General features: G+C 71.1%; 19 protein-coding genes. 17 read left to right on the top strand and 2 right to left on the bottom strand.

Annotated elements, in window-relative coordinates:
- Positions 1 to 4 precede the first annotated feature (4 nt).
- The 13 genes from DNK56_RS10200 (at position 5) to DNK56_RS10265 (ending at position 13,898) form a co-directional block, all read left to right on the top strand.
- The gene (locus DNK56_RS10200) at positions 5 to 1,411 is read left to right on the top strand and encodes a UDP-N-acetylmuramoyl-tripeptide--D-alanyl-D-alanine ligase (protein WP_111332657.1); all 1,407 of its coding nucleotides are present in this window, start codon (positions 5 to 7) and stop codon (positions 1,409 to 1,411) included.
- Positions 1,408 to 2,478 carry a phospho-N-acetylmuramoyl-pentapeptide-transferase gene (gene mraY / locus DNK56_RS10205; RefSeq protein ID WP_111332660.1) on the top strand — a complete coding sequence of 357 codons (1,071 nt, stop codon included), beginning with the start codon at positions 1,408 to 1,410 and terminating at the stop codon, positions 2,476 to 2,478. Before DNK56_RS10200 ends, mraY begins: the two co-directional genes overlap by 4 nt.
- A complete protein-coding gene (gene murD / locus DNK56_RS10210; RefSeq protein ID WP_111332662.1) occupies positions 2,475 to 3,902 on the top strand; it encodes a UDP-N-acetylmuramoyl-L-alanine--D-glutamate ligase in 1,428 nt (475 codons plus the stop codon). Before mraY ends, murD begins: the two co-directional genes overlap by 4 nt.
- Positions 3,903 to 3,988: 86 nt before the next feature.
- A complete protein-coding gene (gene ftsW, locus DNK56_RS10215; RefSeq protein WP_111332665.1) occupies positions 3,989 to 5,323 on the top strand; it encodes a putative lipid II flippase FtsW in 1,335 nt (444 codons plus the stop codon).
- A gap of 6 nt (positions 5,324 to 5,329) precedes the next feature.
- Complete coding sequence (gene murG, locus DNK56_RS10220; RefSeq protein WP_111332668.1) at positions 5,330 to 6,424, top strand: undecaprenyldiphospho-muramoylpentapeptide beta-N-acetylglucosaminyltransferase; 1,095 nt, start codon at positions 5,330 to 5,332, stop codon at positions 6,422 to 6,424.
- Between the two features lie 51 nt (positions 6,425 to 6,475).
- Positions 6,476 to 7,270: a cell division protein FtsQ/DivIB gene (locus DNK56_RS10225; RefSeq protein WP_111332671.1), complete on the top strand. Its 795-nt coding sequence runs from the start codon at positions 6,476 to 6,478 to the stop codon at positions 7,268 to 7,270.
- 276 nt (positions 7,271 to 7,546) lie between these two features.
- Positions 7,547 to 8,770 carry a cell division protein FtsZ gene (gene ftsZ / locus DNK56_RS10235; protein WP_111332677.1) on the top strand — a complete coding sequence of 408 codons (1,224 nt, stop codon included), beginning with the start codon at positions 7,547 to 7,549 and terminating at the stop codon, positions 8,768 to 8,770.
- Between the two features lie 17 nt (positions 8,771 to 8,787).
- Positions 8,788 to 9,525 (top strand): peptidoglycan editing factor PgeF, encoded by a 738-nt coding sequence (pgeF, locus tag DNK56_RS10240; RefSeq protein WP_111332680.1) that lies wholly within the window; start codon positions 8,788 to 8,790, stop codon positions 9,523 to 9,525.
- Between the two features lie 6 nt (positions 9,526 to 9,531).
- Positions 9,532 to 10,251 carry a YggS family pyridoxal phosphate-dependent enzyme gene (locus tag DNK56_RS10245; protein ID WP_111332683.1) on the top strand — a complete coding sequence of 240 codons (720 nt, stop codon included), beginning with the start codon at positions 9,532 to 9,534 and terminating at the stop codon, positions 10,249 to 10,251.
- A gap of 125 nt (positions 10,252 to 10,376) precedes the next feature.
- Positions 10,377 to 10,994, top strand: a complete 618-nt coding sequence (locus tag DNK56_RS10250; protein ID WP_111332686.1) for a cell division protein SepF — start codon at positions 10,377 to 10,379, stop codon at positions 10,992 to 10,994.
- 71 nt (positions 10,995 to 11,065) lie between these two features.
- Complete coding sequence (locus DNK56_RS10255) at positions 11,066 to 11,350, top strand: YggT family protein (protein ID WP_111332689.1); 285 nt, start codon at positions 11,066 to 11,068, stop codon at positions 11,348 to 11,350.
- A 49-nt stretch (positions 11,351 to 11,399) separates the two neighbouring features.
- On the top strand, positions 11,400 to 12,533 hold the full coding sequence (locus tag DNK56_RS10260; RefSeq protein WP_111332692.1) for a DivIVA domain-containing protein: 1,134 nt from the start codon (positions 11,400 to 11,402) through the stop codon (positions 12,531 to 12,533).
- Positions 12,534 to 12,638: 105 nt separating this feature from the next.
- Complete coding sequence (locus DNK56_RS10265; protein ID WP_111332695.1) at positions 12,639 to 13,898, top strand: IS30 family transposase; 1,260 nt, start codon at positions 12,639 to 12,641, stop codon at positions 13,896 to 13,898.
- Positions 13,899 to 13,965: 67 nt separating this feature from the next.
- On the opposite strand, the gene ileS is transcribed toward DNK56_RS10265, so the two are convergent.
- Positions 13,966 to 17,151, bottom strand: coding sequence for an isoleucine--tRNA ligase (gene ileS, locus DNK56_RS10270; protein WP_111332698.1), 3,186 nt, complete (start codon positions 17,149 to 17,151; stop codon positions 13,966 to 13,968).
- Between the two features lie 561 nt (positions 17,152 to 17,712).
- Between ileS and DNK56_RS10275 the strand changes: the two genes are divergently transcribed.
- Genes DNK56_RS10275 through DNK56_RS10290 form a run of 4 tightly spaced genes read left to right on the top strand, consistent with a single transcriptional unit; the run spans position 17,713 to position 21,682 of the window.
- Entirely contained in the window at positions 17,713 to 18,435 is a 723-nt protein-coding gene (locus DNK56_RS10275) for a TraR/DksA family transcriptional regulator (protein WP_111332700.1), read from the top strand.
- 58 nt (positions 18,436 to 18,493) lie between these two features.
- Entirely contained in the window at positions 18,494 to 19,117 is a 624-nt protein-coding gene (gene lspA / locus DNK56_RS10280; protein WP_111332703.1) for a signal peptidase II, read from the top strand.
- A 23-nt stretch (positions 19,118 to 19,140) separates the two neighbouring features.
- Positions 19,141 to 20,082 (top strand): RluA family pseudouridine synthase, encoded by a 942-nt coding sequence (locus DNK56_RS10285; protein WP_111332706.1) that lies wholly within the window; start codon positions 19,141 to 19,143, stop codon positions 20,080 to 20,082.
- A 13-nt stretch (positions 20,083 to 20,095) separates the two neighbouring features.
- Positions 20,096 to 21,682 (top strand): Na+/H+ antiporter, encoded by a 1,587-nt coding sequence (locus tag DNK56_RS10290; protein WP_111332709.1) that lies wholly within the window; start codon positions 20,096 to 20,098, stop codon positions 21,680 to 21,682.
- A 6-nt stretch (positions 21,683 to 21,688) separates the two neighbouring features.
- On the opposite strand, the gene DNK56_RS10295 is transcribed toward DNK56_RS10290, so the two are convergent.
- Positions 21,689 to 22,822 (bottom strand): mechanosensitive ion channel family protein, encoded by a 1,134-nt coding sequence (locus DNK56_RS10295; RefSeq protein WP_111332712.1) that lies wholly within the window; start codon positions 22,820 to 22,822, stop codon positions 21,689 to 21,691.
- Between the last annotated feature and the right edge of the window lie 9 nt (positions 22,823 to 22,831).

The raw sequence follows: 22,831 nt of genomic DNA on the forward strand, positions 1-22,831 counted from the left end.
CCAAGTGATCGCCCTTACCCTCGCCGAGATCGCCGAAATCGTCGGCGGGCAGACACACGACATACCGGATCGGTCGGTGACCGTCGGCGGACCCGTCGTCATCGACTCCCGCAAGGTGACGCCCGGCAGCCTCTTCGTCGCCTTCGCCGGCGAGCGGGCCGACGGCCACGACTACGCCGCGCGCGCCGTCGAGGCGGGCGCGGCCCTCGTCCTGGCCACCCGCCCCGTCGGCGTGCCCGCCATCGTCGTGGACGACGTCGTGGCCGCCCTCGGCGCGCTCGCCCGCGCCGTCGTCGGCCGCCTCGGCGCCACCGTCGTCGCCCTCACCGGCTCCGCGGGCAAGACCTCCACCAAGGACCTCATCGCGCAGCTCCTGGAGCGCAAGGGGCCCACCGTCTACCCGGAGGGCAACCTCAACAACGAGATCGGCCTGCCGCTCACCGCGCTGCGCGCCACCGACGAGACCCGGCACCTGGTCCTCGAAATGGGCGCCCGCTACATCGGGGACATCCGCTACCTCACCGGACTCGTCCCCCCGCGCATCGGCCTCGTGCTCAACGTCGGCAGCGCCCACATCGGCGAGTTCGGCGGCAAGGAGCAGATCGCGCTGGCCAAGGGCGAGATGGTCGAGTCGCTGCCCGCGGACGGCGTCGCCGTGCTCAACGCCGACGACCCTCTGGTTCGCGCCATGTCCTCCCGTACCCGGGCCCGTGTGGTGCTCTTCGGCGAAGCCGCGGATGCGGACGTACGGGGCGAAGCCGTACGCCTCACCGAGGACGGACGCCCCGCGTTCCGTCTCCACACACCCACCGGGTGCAGCGAGGTGACCATGCGCCTGTACGGTGAGCACCACGTGTCGAACGCGCTCGCCGCGGCCGCCGTCGCCCATGAGCTGGGCCTGTCCGCAGACGAGATCGCCGAAGGGCTCTCCGAGGCGGGCACCCTCTCCCGCTGGCGCATGGAGGTCACCGAGCGTCCGGACGGCGTGACGTTCGTCAATGACGCCTACAACGCCAACCCCGAATCCATGAAGGCCGCGCTGCGCGCTCTGGCCGCCATGGGGAAGGGGCGTCGTACGTGGGCGGTGCTCGGCCTGATGGCCGAGCTCGGCGACGCCTCGCTCGCCGAGCACGACGCGGTCGGACGGCTCGCCGTCCGGCTCAACGTCAGCAAGCTCGTCGCGGTCGGGGGCAGAGAGGCCTCCTGGCTGCAACTGGGCGCATACAACGAGGGTTCGTGGGGTGAGGAGTCGGTGCACGTGTCCGACGCACAGGCTGCCGTCGACCTGTTGCGCAGGGAACTGCGCCCGGGTGACGTGGTGCTGGTGAAGGCGTCCCGGTCGGTCGGCCTGGAACAGGTGGTCACCGCACTGCTGGAGAACGCGACCGAGGGCGAGGTCGCGGGCCGATGAGGCAGATCCTCTTCGCGGGAGCCATCGGGCTCTTCCTGACCCTGATCGGCACGCCGCTGCTGATCAAGCTCCTGGCCCGCAAGGGATACGGGCAGTTCATCCGGGACGACGGCCCGCGCACCCACGGGTCCAAGAAGGGCACGCCCACGATGGGCGGCATCGCCTTCATCCTGGCGACGATCATCGCGTACATCCTGGCGAAGGTGATCACCGGGGAGGAGATGCGCTTCTCCGGTGTGCTGGTCCTCTTCCTGATGGCCGGCATGGGACTCGTCGGCTTCCTCGACGACTACATCAAGATCGTCAAGCAGCGCTCGCTCGGTCTGCGGGCCAAGGCGAAGATGGCCGGCCAGCTGATAGTCGGGATCGCCTTCGCGGTGCTCTCGCTCCAGTTCGCCGACGCCCGCGGCAACACCCCGGCCTCCGACAAGCTCTCGTTCGTCGAGGACTTCGGCTGGTCGATCGGCCCGGTGCTCTTCGTCGTCTGGGCGCTGTTCATGATCCTCGCCATGTCCAACGGCGTGAACCTGACGGACGGTCTGGACGGCCTGGCCACCGGTGCCTCGGTGATGGTCTTCGGCGCGTACACCTTCATCGGGCTCTGGCAGTTCCAGGAGTCCTGCGCCAACGCCGCCACCCTCACCAACCCGAGCGCCTGCTTCGAGGTGCGCGACCCGCTCGACCTCGCCGTCGTGGCCTCCGCGCTGATGGGCTCCTGCTTCGGCTTCCTGTGGTGGAACACCTCGCCGGCCAAGATCTTCATGGGGGACACCGGCTCGCTCGCCCTCGGCGGCGCGCTCGCCGGCCTCGCGATCTGCTCGCGCACCGAGTTCCTGATGGCGATCCTCGGCGGCCTCTTCGTGATGATCACGATGTCCGTCGTCATCCAGGTCGGCTCGTTCAAGATGACCGGCAAGCGCGTCTTCCGGATGGCCCCCCTCCAGCACCACTTCGAACTCAAGGGGTGGTCCGAAGTCCTTGTCGTGGTCCGCTTCTGGATCATCCAGGGCATGTGCGTCATCGTCGGACTCGGCCTCTTCTACGCAGGATGGGCAGCCAAGAAGTGAGCAAAGCGGACTGGCAGGGCAAGCACGTCACGGTCGCCGGCCTCGGGGTCTCCGGAATCCCGGCCGCCCGTGTCCTGCACGGCCTCGGCGCCGTCGTCACCGTGGTCAACGACGGGGACGACGAGCGCTCCCGCGCCCAGGCCGCCGAGCTGGAGGCGCAGGGCATCGCCGTACGCCTCGGCGACGGCGACACCCTGCCCCCGTCCACCGAACTCGTCGTCACCGCCCCCGGCTGGAAGCCCGGCAAGCCGCTGTTCGCCGCGGCCGCCGACGCGGGCGTCCCGGTCTGGGGCGACGTCGAACTCGCCTGGCGGCTGCGCGGCCTGGACGGCCGGGAGCCCGCCCCCTGGCTCGCGGTCACCGGCACCAACGGCAAGACCACGACCGTCCGGATGCTGGCCGCCATCCTGGAGGCCGCCGGGCTGCGCACCGCCGCCGTCGGCAACATCGGCGTCTCCCTGCTGGACGCCGTCCTCGGCGAGGAGACGTACGACGTGCTCGCCGTCGAACTCTCCAGCTACCAGCTGCACTGGGCGCCCTCGCCGCGCGCCCACTCCGGGGCCGTCCTCAACCTGGCCCCGGACCACCTCGACTGGCACGGCTCCATGGCGGCGTACGCGGCCGACAAGGGCCGGATCTATGAGGGCAACACGGTCGCCTGCGTCTACAACGCGGCCGACCCGGCCACCGAGGACCTGGTGCGCGAGGCGGACGTCGAGGAGGGCTGCCGGGCCATCGGCTTCACCCTCGGCGCGCCGGGGCCCTCGCAACTCGGCGTCGTGGACGGCATCCTCGTGGACCGCGCGTTCGTGAAGAACCGCCAGAAGCAGGCCCAGGAACTGGCCGAGGTCGCCGACGTCAACCCGCCGGTCCCGCACAACGTCGCCAACGCCCTGGCCGCCGCCGCCCTGGCCCGCGCCTTCGGCGTCGCACCCGCCGCCGTGCGCGACGGACTGCGCGCCTTCCGCCCCGACCCGCACCGCATCGAGCACGTCGCGGACGTCGACGGGGTCGCGTACGTGGACGACTCCAAGGCCACCAACACGCACGCCGCCGAGGCCTCGCTCGCCGCCTACGACTCCATCGTCTGGATCGCCGGCGGGCTCGCCAAGGGCGCCACCTTCGACGAGCTGGTGACCGGCTGCGCCGGGCGGCTGCGGGGCGTCGTGCTGATGGGCGCGGACCGGGCCCTGATCCGCGAAGCCCTGACGCGACACGCCCCCGAGGTCCCGGTGGTCGACCTCGACCGGACCGACACTGGGGCGATGTCCGAGGCGGTCCGCGAGGCGGCACGGCTCGCCCGGCCGGGAGACACCGTACTGATGGCCCCGGCCTGTGCCTCCATGGACATGTTCGTCAACTACAACAAGCGGGGCGAGGCCTTCGCGGACGCCGTCCGCGCACGCGCCGCCGACAGCGCCTGACGGGCCCGGCCGCCGCGCCGCACCGCCCCGGCCCACACGCCGGGGCGGGTGAGCCCCTGGGCACGAGCAGTGGAGGGGACAGGGACATGCCGGCCGAAGAGAGCGTGCGGGTGCGGCCCGCTGCCAAGGCCCGGCGGCCCGCGGCGGTGCGGGCCCGGAGCACGGGCGGTCCCCGCAGCCCGCGCGGCGGGGGAGCGCGGCGGCTGTACGAGCGGGCCCGGCGGGCCTGGGACCGCCCGCTGACGGCGTACTACGTCATCCTCGGCGCCGGACTCCTGATCACCGTGCTCGGCCTGGTGATGGTCTACTCCGCCTCGATGATCAAGGCGCTGGAACTCGGCAAGCCCGGCACCTACTTCTTCCGCAAGCAGTTCCTGGCCGCCGTGATCGGGGCCGGGCTGATGGCGATGGCCGCCCGGATGCCGGTCAAGCTGCACCGCGCGCTGTCCTACCCGCTGCTCCTGGGCACCGTCTTCCTGATGGTGCTGGTCCAGGTGCCGGGGATAGGGATGTCGGTCAACGGCAACCGCAACTGGCTCTACCTCGGCGGGCCCTTCCAGCTCCAGCCCAGCGAGTTCGGCAAGCTGGCCCTGGTGCTGTGGGGGGCCGATCTGCTCGCCCGCAAGCAGGACAGGCGGCTGCTGACCCAGTGGAAGCACATGCTGGTGCCGCTGGTCCCGGTCGCCTTCATGCTGCTCGGACTCATCATGCTCGGCGGCGACATGGGCACCGCGATCATTCTCACGGCCATCCTGTTCGGGCTGCTCTGGCTGGCCGGGGCGCCCACCCGGCTGTTCGCCGGGGTGCTGGCCGTCGCGGGACTCATCGGCTTCCTGCTGATCCGGACCAGCCCCAACCGCATGTCCCGGCTGGAGTGCATGGGGGCCGGCGAGCCCGGACCCGGTGGCTCCTGCTGGCAGGCCGTGCACGGCATCTATGCTCTGGCCTCGGGCGGCTGGTTCGGATCGGGCCTCGGTGCGAGTGTGGAAAAATGGGGACAACTTCCCGAACCGCACACCGACTTCATCTTCGCCATCACCGGGGAGGAACTGGGGCTGGCGGGGACGCTGTCGGTGCTCGCCCTCTTCGCGGCTCTAGGCTATGCGGGTATCCGCGTGGCCGGACGCACGGAGGACCCCTTCGTGAGGTACGCAGCGGGAGGTGTGACCACCTGGATCACGGCGCAGGCCGTGATCAACATCGGTGCGGTGCTCGGCCTGCTGCCGATCGCCGGTGTCCCGCTCCCGCTGTTCTCCTACGGGGGGTCGGCCCTGCTGCCGACCATGTTCGCCGTCGGGCTCCTGATCGCGTTCGCGCGGGACGAGCCCGCCGCGAAGGCGGCCCTGGCCGTGCGGAGGCCAGGGGTGAGATGGAAGACGATGAGACGGCGCGTCAAGAAGCGTCCGTCCGGAGAGCGGTGAATTTCGGTGCATGTCGTACTCGCCGGCGGGGGGACCGCCGGCCACATCGAGCCCGCGCTTGCCCTCGCGGACGCCCTGCGCAGGCAGGACCCGAGCGTGGGGATCACCGCTCTCGGCACGGAGCGGGGACTGGAGACCAGGCTCGTGCCCGAGCGGGGTTACGAACTCGCCCTGATCCCGGCGGTACCGCTGCCGCGCAAGCCCACCCCCGAACTGATCACCGTTCCGGGCCGGCTGCGCGGCACCATCAAGGCCGCCGAGCAGATCCTGGAACGCACCAGGGCCGACTGCGTGGTCGGCTTCGGCGGTTACGTGGCCCTGCCGGGCTATCTGGCCGCCAAACGGGCCGGCGTCCCGATCGTGGTCCACGAGGCCAACGCCCGGCCCGGCCTGGCCAACAAGATCGGCTCCCGGTACGCGCACGGCGTCGCCGTCTCCACCCCGGACAGCAAGCTGCGCGGGGCCCGTTACATCGGCATCCCGCTCCGCCGCACCATCGCCACCCTCGACCGGGCCTACGTCCGCCCCGAGGCGCGTGCGGCGTTCGGCCTCGACCCCAACCTGCCGACGCTGCTGGTCTCCGGCGGCTCGCAGGGCGCCCGCCATCTGAACGAGGTGGTGCAGCGCGTCGCCCCGCTGCTCCAGCGCTCCGGCATCCAGATCCTGCACGTGGTCGGACCGAAGAACGAATTGCCGCGCGTGGACAACATGCCGGGGATGCCCCCCTACATCCCGGTACCGTACGTGGACCGGATGGATCTCGCGTACGCCGCGGCCGACATGATGCTCTGCCGCGCGGGCGCGATGACCGTCGCCGAACTCTCCGCCGTCGGACTGCCCGCCGCCTACGTCCCGTTGCCCATCGGCAACGGCGAACAGCGGCTGAACGCCCAGCCGGTGGTGAACGCCGGCGGCGGTCTGCTGGTGGACGACGCCGCGCTGACCCCGGAGTGGGTGCAGGGCAACGTCCTCCCGGTGCTGTCCGATCCGCACCGGTTGTATGAAATGTCCCGAGCCGCCGCCGAGTTCGGCCGCCGGGACGCCGACGATCTGCTGGTCGGCATGGTGTACGAGGCGATTGCCGCACGCCGCAACGCGTGAGGCGGGCGGGTCCGGGGGCGATGGCCCCCGGACCCGGCGTAAGGAGCGAGCGTGGCCGGACCGACGACCGCCCAGCGCGGCGCGGGCAAGCAGCAGGACAGCCAGGACCGGCCGCCGCGCCCCGGTGGCGAGGAGCCCCGGATCTCCCGGCGCCGGCTGCTGATCCTGATCGCGGCCGCCGTGCTGCTGCTCGGCTCCGGAGCCGTCTGGGCGCTGTACGGCTCCTCCTGGCTGCGCACCGAGGACGTCCGGATCACCGGGCTCGGGGTGCTGACCCCGGCCGAGGTGGAGCGCGCGGCGGCGGTGCCCATGGGGACGCCGCTGGTCTCCGTCGACACCGGCGCGATCGAGCGGCGGTTGCGCCAGAAGTTGCCTCGTATCGACGAGGTGGATGTCGTTCGCTCATGGCCGCACGGCATCGGTCTTAAAGTGACGGAACGAAAGCCGGTCCTTTTGGTGAAAAAGGGCGGAAAGTTCATTGAAGTGGACGACGAAGGCATCCGTTTCGCCACGGTGGACAAGGCGCCCGCACGGGTGCCGCTGCTGGAATTGGCCGCCGACCGTTCCCCGAGTCTGCGCCGTTTCGGTACCGACCGGCTGGTGCGGGAGGCGGTCCGGGTGGCGGGCGACCTTCCGGACGCGGTCGCCAGGGACACCCGGGTCGTGCGGGTGACCTCGTACGACGCCATCTCGCTGGAGCTCGGCGGGGATCGCACGGTGATGTGGGGAAGCGGTGAAGCGGGTGCGGCGAAAGCGAAAGTTCTCACCGCTCTCATGAAAGTCGCCCCCAAAGCGGGACACTTCGACGTGAGTGCGCCCACCGCCCCGGCGGTGTCGGGTGGTTGACGCACATTCGGGCCGGCCAGCACCCTGGTTGGTCAGCGCTACGGGTGATCACATAGGGTGAAAAGAAAAACGGGAGGTTCGGCGTGTTCGTTGAACGGGCGCCACTTGTCGACTTAGTGTCCTGTTCGGAAGAGTCCATGAAGCAGACACACTGGTAACCCTAAACTTGAACGTTAGGGTTTGGGTCGGCGTTCGGACCGCCCCAATCGGCATCCGTCGTCGCGGCGTGACCACCGCCAAGCGACGACACATAACTCGAGGCGAGAGGCCTTCGACGTGGCAGCACCGCAGAACTACCTCGCAGTCATCAAGGTCATCGGTGTCGGCGGCGGTGGTGTCAATGCCATCAACCGAATGATCGAGGTCGGCCTCAAGGGCGTCGAGTTCATCGCGATCAACACGGATGCGCAAGCCCTGTTGATGAGCGACGCCGACGTCAAGCTCGACGTCGGCCGCGAACTCACCCGCGGCCTCGGCGCCGGGGCGAACCCGGCAGTCGGTCGCAAGGCGGCAGAGGACCACCGTGAGGAGATCGAGGAGGTCCTCAAGGGGGCCGACATGGTCTTCGTCACCGCAGGCGAAGGCGGCGGCACCGGCACCGGTGGCGCACCCGTCGTCGCCAACATCGCGCGCTCGCTCGGCGCCCTGACGATCGGTGTGGTCACCCGCCCGTTCACCTTCGAGGGCCGGCGCCGCGCGAACCAGGCGGAGGACGGCATCGCCGAGCTCCGCGAAGAGGTCGACACCCTCATCGTCATCCCCAACGACCGGCTGCTGTCCATCTCGGACCGCCAGGTCAGCGTGCTCGACGCGTTCAAGTCGGCCGACCAGGTCCTGCTCTCGGGCGTCCAGGGCATCACCGACCTCATCACCACGCCGGGCCTGATCAACCTCGACTTCGCCGACGTCAAGTCGGTCATGTCGGAGGCCGGCTCGGCGCTCATGGGCATCGGCTCCGCCCGCGGTGACGACCGCGCGGTGGCCGCCGCGGAGATGGCGATCTCCTCGCCGCTCCTGGAGGCGTCCATCGACGGCGCCCGCGGCGTGCTGCTCTCCATCTCCGGCGGCAGCGACCTCGGTCTCTTCGAGATCAACGAGGCCGCCCAGCTGGTGAGCGAGGCGGCGCACCCCGAGGCCAACATCATCTTCGGCGCCGTCATCGACGACGCCCTGGGCGACGAGGTGCGGGTCACCGTCATCGCGGCGGGCTTCGACGGCGGACAGCCGCCGGCCCGCCGGGAGAACGTGCTGGGCGCGAACACCGCCAAGCGCGAGGAGCCGGCCCCGGCGCCGGTGCGGGCCGCCCCCGAGCCGGTCCGCCAGTCGGGCGGGCTGGGTTCGGTCCCGCCGCGCGAGGAGCCGCCGGTGCAGTCGGAGCCGGTTCCGGTCGCGGGTGAGAGCCACCTTCCGCCGGTCGTCGCCCCGCCGCACGTCCCGCCGGCCCGTCCCTACTCGGACTCCCAGGCCGAAGAGCTGGACGTACCGGACTTCTTGAAGTGATAGGTGCGAACACTGCGGTGAGCCCGAAGGTCTCAGTCTTTTCGCGGGGCGGCGCTCACTTCTCCTTCACCGACCGGTGGGGCGGAGTGAGCGCCGCCCCGTACGCGGAGCTCAATCTCGGCGGCGCGGTCGGCGACGATCCCGCCGCCGTTCTGGCGAACCGGGAGCGGGCCGCGCGGGCGCGCGGGCTCGACCCGGCCCGGGTGGTCTGGATGAACCAGGTCCACGGCCGGGACGTCGCCGTGGTCGACGGACCCTGGGGCGTGGACCGCGAGATCCCCGCGGTGGACGCGGTGGTGACCGCGCGGCGCGGCCTCGCCCTCGCCGTGCTCACCGCCGACTGCACGCCGGTCCTGCTCGCCGACCCGGAGGCCGGGGTCGTCGCCGCGGTGCACGCGGGCCGGCCGGGGCTGGTCGCCGGGGTCGTGCCGGCCGCGGTCGAGGCCATGACCGGGCTCGGCGCGGAGGTCTCCCGGATCACCGCACGGACCGGACCTGCCGTGTGCGGGCGGTGCTACGAGGTGCCGGCCGCGATGCGGGACGAGGTCGCCGCGCGGGTGCCCGGTTCGTGGTCCGAGACCGGCCGGGGCACCCCGGCGGTCGACGTGACCGGCGGCGTGCACGCCCAGTTGGCGGCCCTCGGCGTCACCGACCGGCAGGCATCGCCCTTCTGCACCCTGGAATCGGGCGACCACTTCTCGTACCGACGCGAGCGCACCACCGGGCGGCTCGCCGGATATGTCTGGCTGGACTGATAGGGCATGACGGAACGCAAGGAAGAACTCGCCGCGAACCTGGCGCGGGTGGAGGAACGGATCGCCTCGGCCTGCGCCGCGGCCGGTCGCGACCGCGGGGAGGTGACCCTTCTCGTCGTCACCAAGACCTACCCGGCGAGTGATGTGCGGATTCTGCATGGACTCGGTGTGCGTCAGGTCGCGGAGAACCGCGACCAGGACGCCGCTCCGAAGGCCGCCGAGTGCTCGGATCTGTCCCTCTCGTGGCACTTTGTCGGTCAGTTGCAGACCAATAAGGTCCGCTCTGTGGTCAGTTATGCCGATGTTGTGCAGTCGGTGGACCGTACGAAGCTGGTCACCGCCCTCTCGTCGGCGGCCGGACGGGCCGGCCGCGAGATCGGCTGCCTCATCCAGGTCGCGCTCGACGCGGAGAGCGGCGAGCGGGGCGCCCGCGGCGGTGTCGCCCCGGACGGCATCGGGGAGTTGGCGGACGCGGTGGCCGGCGCGCCCGGTCTGCGGCTGGACGGACTGATGACCGTCGCCCCGCTCTCCGGCCCGTTCGCCGGGCGCCAACGGGCCGCGTTCGACCGGCTGATGGAATTCTCATCCCGGCTGCGCGGGAACCATCCGGCTGCGAACATGGTCTCCGCAGGGATGAGTGCGGACCTCGAGGACGCCATCGCGGCCGGAGCGACACATGTGCGCGTCGGTACTGCGGTACTCGGAGTCCGCGCCGGGCTCGGGTAACGTCGCCAAGCAAGTCGGACCACAGCAGAAAATATGGTCATTACCGCCCGTGGCGGTCAGGCCGGAGTGGATCGCGGCAACCTGGTGACAGAAGCCGATCCACCACAGAGCGGAGGACTCAGAGCATGGCCGGCGCGATGCGCAAGATGGCGGTCTACCTCGGCCTCGTGGAGGACGATGGGTACGACGGTCCGGGGTTCGACCCCGACGACGAATTCGAACCCGAGCCGGAGCCCGAGCGCGACCGGCGCCGGCACCAGCCCGCCCACCAGGCAGAGCGCGACCGGGAGCGCGACGAACCGGTACGCGCGGCACAGCCTCCGGCGCAACGGGAGCCGGTCCGGATCCCGGCGGAGCGCGAGCGACCCGCCCGGATCGCACCCGTGGCATCCATCACACCTGAACGCCCGAACATGGAGAAGAACGCACCGGTGATCATGCCCAAGGTCGTGTCCGAGCGGGAGCCCTACCGGATCACCACGCTGCACCCCAGGACGTACAACGAAGCCCGTACCATCGGGGAACACTTCCGCGAGGGCACTCCGGTGATCATGAATCTCACGGAGATGGACGACACGGACGCGAAGCGACTTGTCGACTTTGCCGCAGGACTCGTCTTCGGTCTCCATGGCAGCATTGAGCGTGTGACACAGAAGGTGTTCCTGTTGTCGCCTGCTAACGTCGATGTCACGGCGGAGGACAAGGCCCGTATCGCAGAGGGCGGATTCTTCAACCAGAGCTGAGAACACGACACCGGGAACAACCCGGCCGGGAGGCCGGAGCTACGAGAGCCAGGGGAGAGGGAAGCGCGAGGATGGGCGTCGCACAAAGTGTTGTCTACATCGCGTTGATGTGTTTCCTCATCGTGCTGATCTTCAGGCTCGTCATGGACTACGTCTTCCAGTTCGCACGTTCATGGCAGCCGGGCAAGCCGATGGTGGTCGTACTCGAGACGACGTACACGGTCACCGATCCACCGCTCAAGCTCCTGCGGCGGTTCATCCCGCCGCTGCGTCTCGGGGGCGTGGCACTCGACCTGTCCTTCTTCGTTCTGATGATCATCGTTTCCATCCTGATCAGCATTGTGAGCGGGCTGTGAGCGATACCGTCTTGCCGACTGCCGACGACTACGTAGAGGTGAAGAAGAGATGCCGCTGACTCCCGAGGACGTGCGGAACAAGCAGTTCACGACGGTCCGCCTCCGAGAGGGCTACGACGAGGACGAGGTCGATGCCTTCCTCGACGAGGTCGAGTCGGAGCTGACCCGCCTGCTCCGTGAGAACGAGGACCTGCGCGCCAAGCTGGCCGCCGCCACGCGTGCCGCCGCGCAGAACCAGCAGCAGGGCATGCGCAAGCCGCCGGAGCAGCAGGAGCGGCCCGGTGCCCCGGTGCCCGCCGCCATATCGGGCCCGCCGGTTCAGCAGCAGCCCCCGCAGATGGGCCCCCCCCAACTGCCAGGTGGTGCTCCGCAGCTGCCGGCCGGTCCCAGCGGCCACGGCCCCCAGGGCCCGCACGGTCCCGGACCGCAGGGCCCCCACGGCCCCGGCCCGATGCAGGGTGGTCCCATGGGCGGGCCGATGGGCGGCCCCATGGGCGGTCACAACCCGCAGCAGCAGATGCAGCAGATGCAGCCCCCGCCGCAGATGCAGCAGCAGGGCCCCGGTGGCGACAGCGCCGCCCGTGTCCTCTCCCTGGCCCAGCAGACCGCCGACCAGGCGATCGCGGAGGCCCGGTCCGAGGCCAACAAGATCGTCGGCGAGGCGCGCAGCCGCGCCGAGGGCCTGGAGCGGGACGCCCGCGCCAAGGCGGACGCGCTGGAGCGGGACGCCCAGGAGAAGCACCGCGTGGCGATGGGCTCGCTGGAGTCGGCCCGCGCGACGCTGGAGCGCAAGGTCGAGGACCTGCGCGGCTTCGAGCGCGAGTACCGCACGCGTCTGAAGTCCTACCTGGAGAGCCAGCTGCGCCAGCTGGAGACCCAGTCGGACGACTCGCTGGCTCCGCCGCGGACGCCGGCCGCCGCCTCGCTGCCGCCGTCGCCCTCGCTGGCCCCGGCCGGCGCGGGTGCCATGGGTCACTCCATGAGCGGTGGCCACGGCGGTCACGGCAACCCGCCGATGGGTGGCGGCAACCCGTCCATGGGCGGTGGCCCGTCGTACGGCGGCCAGCAGCAGATGTCCCCGGCGATGACGCAGCCGATGGCACCGGTGCGGCCGCAGGCGCCGCAGCCGATGCAGGCTCCGTCGCCGATGCGGGGCTTCCTGATCGACGAGGACGACAACTGAGCGGCGCGCGCTCGTCGAGCGCGTAGCCGTCGGCAGGCAAAGGGCCGGGCCCCGGGGATTCTTCAGTTCTAGTGGTCGTTGCAACACCCCAGTTCAAGGGGTGTCATGGACTTCGAAATCCGCAAGGACAGGAACCGGCAGGGGCGCAAGCCGTTGACCCGGGAACGGGCCGCATACTTCCAGCTCATGGAGCAGGGTTACAGCACCCGGGAAGCGGCCCGGATCGTCGGCATCGACCGCCGCACGGGCAAGAAGTGGCGCAACGGTCACAAGAGGGGCCGCAAGGCAGTTCCTCCGATCTACCCGCAGCACGGGCACGGGTCCGTGGCTGCGGGAGATCTGGAGGCGCCGTCTCGCGGCCCCTCGCGGTTTCTCCAGGAGCGCGACCGCATCCACATTGCCGACCGGCTGCGCGAGAGGGCGTCCATCCGGCAGATCGCCGCCGAGCTGGGCCGCAGCCCGTCCACCATCAGCCGCGAGATACGCCGCAACCGGCGGACCATGCCCAAGGGAGGCTGGTACTACCGGCCTCACACCGCCCAGGCCCGCGCGGACGCCCGCCGGCCCCGCCCGAAGACCGGCAAGATCGGCCACAACCCCGAACTGCGGGACTTCATCCAGGACCACCTCACGATGCGGTGGAGCCCTGAGCAGATCTGCCAGGCTCTGCGGGCACGCTTCCCCGACCGGCCGGAGATGCACGTGACCCACGAGACGATCTACCAGGCCCTCTACGTCCAGGGCCGCGGAGAACTCCGCCGGGAGCTGACCAAGTCCCTGCGCACGGGCCGGGCCCGCCGGCGTCCGCGGCGCCAGGCCCACAAGCGCACCTCCCGCCCCATCAAGGACATGGTCCTGATCAGTGAACGCCCTGCCGAAGCCGCTGACAGGGCCGTCCCCGGTCACTGGGAAGGTGACCTCATCATCGGCAAGGACGGCCGCTCCGCCATCGGCACCCTCGTCGAGCGGGCCACCCGCTACGTGATGCTCGTGCACCTGCCGATCGGGCACAGTGCTGTCGCGACCCGCAACGCGCTCGCCGCCACTGTCCAGGCCCTGCCGCCGCATCTATGGCGTTCCCTGACCTGGGACCAGGGCTCGGAGATGGCCGCCCACAAAGCCTTCACCGTGGCCACGAACATCCCCGTCTACTTCTGCGACCCGGCCAGTCCCTGGCAGCGGGGATCGAACGAGAACACCAACGGCCTGCTGCGGCAGTACTTCCCCAAGGGCACCGACCTGAGCGCTCACACCCCCGACCACCTGGAGCTCGTGGCCGCCGAACTCAACAGCCGCCCACGCAAAACGCTCGGCTGGGAAACCCCAGCCGAGCGCCTCGCTAAGCTACTGGACCTAGCCAGCTGACCAGCAGTGTTGCAACGACCCCTCGAATTCGCCATTCCCCGGGGCCCGGCCCTTTCGCGTGCGGTGGTTACGCCTGTGTCTTGCGGAGGCGGAACGTCAGGGCGAGGGTCTCGTCCTCGAAGGGCGTGCCGTACGCGGCGTCCGCCTCGCCCTGGGCGTAGTCCAGCGCGAGCACCTCGTCCGCGATCAGCGTCGCGTGCTCGGTGAGGGCATCCGCCGTCGCCGGGGAGGTGGAGGTCCAGCGGACGGCGATGCGGTCCGCGACGTCCAGGCCGCTGTTCTTGCGGGCCTCCTGGATCAGGCGGATCGCGTCACGGGCCAGCCCCGCGCGCCGCAGCTCCGGGGTGATCTCCAGGTCCAGCGCGACGGTGGCGCCCGAGTCGGAGGTGACCGACCAGCCCTCGCGCGGGGTCTCCGTGATGATCACCTCGTCCGGGGCGAGGGCGATCGGCTCGCCCTCCACCTCGACGGAGGCGGTGCCCGACTCGCGCAGGGCCAGCGACAGGGCCGCCGCGTCCGCGTTGGCCACGGCCTTGGCCACTGCCTGGACGCCCTTGCCGAAGCGCTTGCCGAGCGCCCGGAAGTTCGCCTTGGCCGTGGTGTCGACCAGCGAGCCGCCCACCTCGGACAGCGAGGCCAGCGAGGAGACGTTCAGCTCCTCGGTGATCTGGGCGCGCAGCTCGGCGGAGAGGGCCTCGAAGCCGGAGGCCGCCACCAGGGCGCGGGAGAGCGGCTGACGGGTCTTGACGCCGGACTCGGCGCGGGTGGCCCGGCCCAGCTCGACCAGCCGGCGCACGAGCGCCATCTGCGCCGAGAGGGCGGGGTCGACGGCCGCCGGGTCCGCCTTCGGCCAGGACGAGAGGTGGACCGACTCCGGCGCGTCCGGGGTGACCGGCACCACCAGGTCCTGCCAGACCCGCTCGGTGATGAACGGGGTCAGCGGGGCCATCAGCCGGGTCACCGTCTCGACGACCTCGTGCAGCGTGCGCAGGGCCGCCTTGTCGCCCTGCCAGAAGCGGCGGCGGGAGCGGCGCACGTACCAGTTGGACAGGTCGTCGACGAACGCGGACAGCAGCTTGCCGGCCCGCTGGGTGTCATAGCCCTCCAGCGCCCGGGTGACCTGCTCGACCAGGGTGTTCAGCTCGCCCAGCAGCCAGCGGTCCAGGACCGTGCGGTCGGCGGGCGCCGGGTCGGCGGCCGAGGGCGCCCAGTTCGACGTACGGGCGTACAGGGCCTGGAAGGCGACCGTGTTCCAGTAGGTGAGGAGCGTCTTGCGGACGACCTCCTGGATCGTGCCGTGGCCGACGCGCCGGGCCGCCCAGGGGGAGCCGCCCGCCGCCATGAACCAGCGGACCGCGTCGGCGCCGTGCTGGTCCATGAGCGGGATCGGCTGGAGGATGTTGCCCAGGTGCTTGGACATCTTGCGGCCGTCCTCGGCGAGGATGTGGCCCAGGCAGACCACGTTCTCGTAGGACGACTTGTCGAAGACCAGCGTGCCGACCGCCATCAGCGTGTAGAACCAGCCGCGGGTCTGGTCGATGGCCTCCGAGATGAACTGCGCCGGGTAGCGGCTCTCGAAGATCTCCTTGTTCTTGTACGGGTAGCCCCACTGCGCGAACGGCATCGAGCCCGAGTCGTACCAGGCGTCGATGACCTCCGGGACCCGGCGCGCCTCCAGGCCGCAGCCCTCGTGCGTACAGGCGAAGGTCACGTCGTCGATGAACGGGCGGTGCGGGTCGAGGCGGGAGAGGTCGGAGCCGGCCAGCTCGCCCAGCTCGGCGCGCGAGCCCACGCAGGTGAGGTGGCCCTCCTCGCAGCGCCAGATCGGCAGCGGGGTGCCCCAGTAGCGGTTGCGGGAGAGCGCCCAGTCGACGTTGTTGGTCAGCCAGTCGCCGAAGCGGCCGTGCTTGACCGAGTCCGGGAACCAGTTGGTGTTCTCGTTCTCCTGGAGCAGCCGCTCCTTGACCGCCGTCGTGCGGATGTACCAGGACGGCTGCGCGTAGTACAGGAGCGCGGTGTGGCAGCGCCAGCAGTGCGGGTAGCTGTGCTCGTAGGGGACGTGGCGGAAGAGCAGGCCGCGGTCCTTCAGGTCCTCGGTCAGCGCCTCGTCGGCCTTCTTGAAGAAGACCCCGCCCACCAGCGGCAGGTCCTCCTCGAAGGTGCCGTCGGGGCGGACCGGGTTGACCACCGGCAGCCCGTACGCCTTGCAGACCAGGAGGTCGTCGGCGCCGAAGGCGGGGGACTGGTGGACCAGACCCGTACCGTCCTCGGTCGTCACGTACTCGGCGTTGACGACGTAGTGCGCCGCGGCCGGACTGTTCCCATTGCTTCCCTCGCTGCCGCTCGGGAAGTCCACGAGGGCGAAGGGGCGCTCGTACGTCCAGCGCTCCATCTCGCGGCCGGTGAACGTCTGCCCGGTGAGCTCCCAGCCCTCGCCGAGCGCCTTCTCGACCAGCGGCCGGGCGACGACGAGCTTCTCCTCGCCGTTCGTCGCGACCACGTAGGTGACGTCCGGGTGGGCGGCGACGGCGGTGTTGGACACCAGGGTCCACGGGGTCGTCGTCCAGACCAGCAGCGCCGCCTCGCCGGCCAGCGGGCCGGAGGTGAGCGGGAAGCGCACGAAGACCGAGGGGTCGACGACCGTCTCGTAGCCCTGCGCCAGCTCGTGGTCGGACAGGCCGGTGCCGCAGCGGGGGCACCAGGGGGCGACGCGGTGGTCCTGGACCAGCAGCCCCTTGTCGAAGATCTCCTTCAGCGACCACCACACGGACTCGACGTACTCGGGGTCCATCGTGCGGTACGCGTCGTCGAGGTCGACCCAGTAGCCCATGCGGGTCGTCAGCTCGGCGAAGGCGTCGGTGTGCCGGGTCACGGACTCGCGGCACTTGGCGTTGAACTCGGCGATGCCGTACGCCTCGATGTCCTTCTTGCCGTTGAAGCCCAGCTCCTTCTCGACCGCGAGCTCGACCGGCAGGCCGTGGCAGTCCCAGCCCGCCTTGCGGCCCACGTGGTAGCCCTGCATGGTCCGGAAGCGGGGGAAGACGTCCTTGAAGACGCGGGCCTCGATGTGGTGGGCGCCGGGCATGCCGTTGGCGGTTGGCGGGCCCTCGTAGAACACCCACTCGGGGCGGCCCTCGGACTGGTCGAGGCTCTTGCGGAAGACCTTGCTCTCGCGCCAGAAGTCGAGCACGGCGTGCTCGAGGGCGGGCAGGTCGACCTGGGCGGGTACCTGGCGGTACTGCGGCGATGTCATGTGCGGGCTTCCTCCGGCGGACGCGTCCTCTTCCGTCGGAGGGACGAGAACCGAGCCGGTCCCCGCGGTACCACCCTCCTTGGCCCCGGGCCTGCGCCCCGGACCCCCTCATTGGGGTGCGATGCCGGTTCTACTGGCCCGCTCGGGGCGTTCTTCCGGCGGCTCCGGGGTGATCTTCGCGTCGCGCTCGCCTCCGGGCTCCCACCGTCCCCGGATCGCTACTGGCCGCGTACGACGCTACTCGTCCCATCCACGCCTCTCGCTGAGGCCAGTGTACGGGCCGCGGCGGGCGCTGTCCGACCGGTTTGCGCGGGGGCCGGGCGTGACCCGAATGGCCATACGGCCCGCACCGGACCGGAGCGCGGCGGGGCGCACGGGGCGAAGGCCGGATTACCCGGCGGGGAGCTGGGCACAACGGATGCAGGCACGCGGTGATCCGGACACGGGAGGGCGCGGGGAGGGGCGGTGCGGCGGCGTGCCCCGTTGCCGCGCGGGCGGGGTCGACTTATCGTCCCAGCACGACTCGCGTGCAAGATCACAATCCGTGAAGGGGCCGCGGCCATGGTGGAGAAGAAGGCGCCCGCGAAGAAGGCGCCGGCCAAGAAGGCAGCGGCGAAGAAGACGGCGGCGAAGAAGACGGCGGCGAAGAAGACGGCGGCGAAGAAGACGGCGTCCGCAGGGAAGAAGACCTCCGCCTCCTCGGCGGAGGGCCGCAGGACCACGCCGAAGAAGACCGGGGCCGACGCGGCCCCGGCGACCACGGGGGCGGCCGAGGCCGCCGAGCAGACGGGAGCCCACACGGTGGCAGCCAAGAAGAGCCCGGCCAGTACGCGGACCGCCGACCAGGACACGGCGCCGGTGCCGCCCGCCCGCGCCGCCACGGCGCCCGGCGAGCTGGCCGTGCGGCCGGGCGAGGAGCCCTGGACGGCCGAGGAGGTCGCCTCCGCGCGCGAGGAGCTGACCGGTGAGGTGACCAGGCTCCGCAACGAGCTGGAGGCGTCCGGCATGGCGCTCGCCGGGCTGATGCGGGACTCCGGCGACGGGGCGGGCGACGACGAGGCCGATACCGGCACCAAGAACATCACCCGCGAGCACGAGATGCAGCTCGCCGCCAACGCGCAGGAGATGCTGGACCAGACCGAGCGGGCGCTGGCCCGTCTTGAGGCCGGTACGTACGGGCTGTGCGAGGTCTGCGGCAAGCCGATCGGCAAGGCGCGGATGCAGGCGTTCCCGCGGGCCACCCTCTGTGTCGAGGACAAGCAGAAGCAGGAGCGAAGGGGCTGATCCGCACACCTGTGCCGTACCCTCGACTATCAGTCGGGAACTAGGTTGAGGGACTCACGTGGCTGAGGCGGAGCGCATCATCGACACGCCGGACATCACCGGAACCGAGGGCGACGGCGAGGCGGCGCCGGAGGGGCAGGACACCGGCGCCACGGCCGAGGCCGGGGCCACCGCGGTCGACCGGTCGGCGGCCACCCGCCGGCGCCGGGTCATCCTGCTGTTCTGCGTCGCCCTCGTCGCCTACCTCATCGACCTCGGCAGCAAGATGCTCGTCGTGGCGAAGCTGGAGCACCAGGAGCCGATCGAGCTGATCGGCGACTGGCTCAAACTCGACGCCATCCGCAACTCGGGCGCCGCCTTCGGCTTCGGCGAGGCGTTCACCTTCATCTTCACGGCCATCGCGGCGACCGTCATCGTGGTGATCGCCCGGCTCGCCCGCAAGCTGTACAGCCTGCCGTGGGCCATCGCGCTCGGGCTGCTGCTCGGCGGGGCGCTCGGCAACCTCACCGACCGCGTCTTCCGCGCGCCGGGCGTGTTCGAGGGCGCGGTGGTGGACTTCATCGCCCCCGCGCACTTCGCCATCTTCAACCTGGCCGACTCCGCGATTGTCTGCGGCGGCATCCTGATCGTGCTCCTCTCCTTCAAGGGCCTGGACCCGGACGGCACCGTGCACAAGGACTAGGGGACGCAAGGCATACTCGACTGGTGAGTACGCAACCCGAGGTCCGCACCCTGCCCGTCCCCGATGGTCTGGAGGGCGAGCGCGTCGACGCCGCCATCTCCCGGATGTTCGGGTTCTCCCGCACCAAGGCCGCCGATCTGGCCGCCTCCGGCAAGGTGCAGGTGGACGGCGCGGTGGTCGGCAAGTCCGAGCGGGTGCACGGCGGTGCCTGGCTGGAAGTGGAGATGCCGCAGGCGCCCGCCCCGGTCCGGGTCGTCGCCGAACCCGTCGAGGGCATGGAGATCGTCCACGACGACGACGACATCGTGGTCATCGTGAAGCCGGTCGGCGTCGCCGCCCACCCCAGCCCCGGCTGGACCGGCACCACCGTCATCGGCGGCCTCGCCGCCGCCGGGTACCGCATCTCCACCTCCGGCGCCGCCGAGCGCCAGGGCATCGTCCACCGTCTCGACGTCGGCACCTCCGGACTGATGGTCGTCGCCAAGTCCGAGCGCGCCTACACCCTGCTCAAGGCCCAGTTCCGCGACCGGGTCGTCGAGAAGAAGTACAACGCGCTGGTCCAGGGCCACCCGGACCCGATGAGCGGCACCATCGACGCCCCCATCGGCCGCCACCCCAACCACGACTACAAGTGGGCGGTCGTCGCGGACGGCAAGGCATCCGTCACGCACTACGACCTCATCGAGGCGTACCGGGCCGCCAGCCTCCTGGACATCAAGCTGGAGACCGGCCGCACCCACCAGATCCGGGTGCACATGTCCGCCCACCGCCACCCCTGCGTCGGCGACCTCACCTACGGCGCCGACCCCACCATGGCCAAGCGCCTCGGCCTGACCCGGCAGTGGCTGCACGCGGTCAAGCTGGGCTTCGAGCACCCCTCGGACGGGCGCTGGGTCGAGTTCACCAGCTCCTACCCCGAGGACCTCCAGCGGGCGCTGGACCGGATCGCGGCGGAGAGCCGCTGAACCAGGCGCCCCCATGGACCAGATGTCACTGCTGCTCCTGCTGCTGCTCGGAGCCGTGGTCACGGTGCCGCTCGGGGACCGGCTGAAGCTGCCGGCGCCGGTCCTGATGACCCTGTTCGGGGCCGTGCTGGCCTTCGCCAGCTTCGTGCCCGACGTGGACATCCCGCCGGAGATCATCCTCCCCGCCCTGCTGCCCCCGCTGCTCTACGCGTCCGTGCAGCGCACCTCCTGGCGGCAGTTCGCGGCGAACAAGCGGCCCATCTTCCTGCTGGCCGTGGCGCTGGTCTTCCTGACGACCGCGGCGGTCGCCGTGGTGGCCGACGCGATCGTGCCGGGGCTGCCGCTGGCCGCCGCCGTCGCCCTCGGCGCGCTCGTCGCCCCGCCGGACCCGGTCGCGGCCACCGCCGTCGCCGGGTCGGTCGGACTGCCCCGCCGGCTGGTCTCCATCCTGGAGGGCGAGGGCCTGTTCAACGACGTCACCGCGATCGTGCTCTACCACGTGGCCATCGCGGCGGCGGTCAGCGGAACGTTCTCGCTGCCCGAGGCGTTCGGGCTGCTGGCGCTGTCCGCCGTGGTCGCCGTCGCGGTCGGGGTCGCGCTCGGCTGGCTCACCATCAAACTGATGGGGTTGCTCGGCGACGCCACCCTCCAGGTCGGGCTGACCCTGCTGGTGCCGTTCGTCAGCTACGCGCTCGCCGAGGAGCTGATGGGCTCCGGCGTCCTCGCGGTGCTGATGACCGCGATGTTCCTCGCGGAGCACACCGCGGACGCCGACGACGTCCTCGGCCGGCTCACCGGACGCACCTTCTGGGAGATCGTCGACACCCTCGTCACCGGGATCGCCTTCGGCCTGATCGGCCTCGAACTGCACAACGTGTTCGGTACGGCGGACGGGCGCGGGCCGGAGATGACGGGCTGGGGCCTCGCCGTCGTCGCGGTCGTCGTCGGCGTACGGCTGCTCTATCTGCTTCCCGCCACCTGGCTGGCCAAGCGGCTGCACACCCGGCGGGACGTCAGCGAGGAGATCCCCACCAGCTGGCGGGAGACCGTCGTCATGTGGTGGGCCGGGATGCGCGGGGTGGCCTCCGTCGCGCTGGCCCTGGCGATCCCGCTCAAGACGGACGACGGCAGTCCGTTCCCCGGCCGCGACGAGATCGTCTTCATCGCGTTCTCCGTGATCATGGTGACCCTGGTCTTCCAGGGGCTGACCCTGCCCTGGCTGGTGCGGCGGCTCGGGGTGCGCGCGGACACCGACGCCGAAGCGGCCCTGGAACGGGAACTGGCGGTCCGGGCGGCGACGGCGGCCCGGCAGCGGCTCAAGACCATCGAGGAGACCGAGGACCTCCCCGAGGAGGTCGTCGAGCGGCTGCACCGGCTGGCCTACGAGGTGGGGGCCCGGATCAGCCCCGAGATGGGCGACGACGAACGGCGCGAGGCCTACGCCAGGCGCGTCGAGCGGTTCCGCACGGTCGGCCGCGTCCAGCGCGAGATGATGTCGGCCGCCCGCCACGCGGTGCTCGCCGCGCGCAGCGAACCCGGCGCCGACCCCGAGGTCGTGGACCGGGTGCTGCGGCAGCTCGACGTGCGCAGCCTGCGCTGAGGGCGGTCAGCCGCGCCCCGTGCGCGGGGCCCTGTCCCAGCCGTTCGCGGGCTTGTCGTCCCGGCCGTTCAGCGGGACGGACGGCCGGGCGCCGTCGGGCGGCAGCGCCGCGGGGGCCGTCGCGACGCGCGGCAGCGCGTACGGGTGGTGGTCGCGCAGCCAGCCGACCAGCTGCTCGCGCACCGCGCAGCGGGCCGTCCAGATGTCGTCCGCGTCCTTCGCCGTGACGACCGCCCGCACCTGGATCGTCGTGGGCGTGGTGTCGGTGACCGCGAGCGACCAGTTCCGGCCGTCCCAGGCGGCGCAGTCGCCGAGGATGTCCCGCAGCTTGTCGCGCATCGCCGCGATGGGCGCCGAGTGGTCCAGATGGAAGTAGACCGAGCCCGTCATCTGCGCGCCCCCGCGCGACCAGTTCTCGAACGGCTGGGCCGTGAAGTAGGAGACGGGCATCGTGATCCGCCGCTCGTCCCACGTGCGCACCGCGAGGAAGGTCAGCCTGATCTCCTCGATCGTGCCCCACTCGCCGTCCACCACCACCGTGTCGCCGATGCGGACCATGTCCCCGAACGCGATCTGGAGTCCGGCGAAGAGGTTGCCGAGCGTGGACTGGGCCGCGACACCGGCGACGATGCCGAGCACCCCGGCCGAGGCCAGCATCGAGGTGCCGACCGTCTGCATCGCCGGGAACGTCAGCAGCATCGCCGCGACGGCCACGATCGTCACCACCGCGACGACCACCCGCTGGATCAGCGTCACCTGGGTGCGCACCCGCCGCACCCGCGCGGGGTCGCGGTTGTGGGCCGCCGCGTAGCGCGCGTACACCGAGTCGACCACCGCTATGGCGCTGCGCACCACCAGCCAGGCGGAGGCCCCGATCAGCACCAGCGTCAGCAGTCGCCCGATGCCCACGTGGTGGTCGCGGACCGCGCCGAGCCGGGTCTGCGCGTACGTGCCGCGCAGCAGCGCCGCGCACATGACCAGCTGGAACGGAACACGGCAGCGCCGCAGCAGACCCCACAGCGGGGTCTCGTGGTGCCGGGCGTCGGCGCGTCTGAGCAGCAGGTCCAGCAGCCAGCCGGCCGCCAGGGTGATCGCGACCGAGCCGCCCAGGACGATCAGCGGTCGCAGTACGTTCTCCATGCTGTCGCT

This window comes from Streptomyces sp. AC1-42W, from assembly GCF_003248355.1.
In the GTDB taxonomy this organism is placed as follows: Bacteria; Actinomycetota; Actinomycetes; order Streptomycetales; family Streptomycetaceae; genus Streptomyces.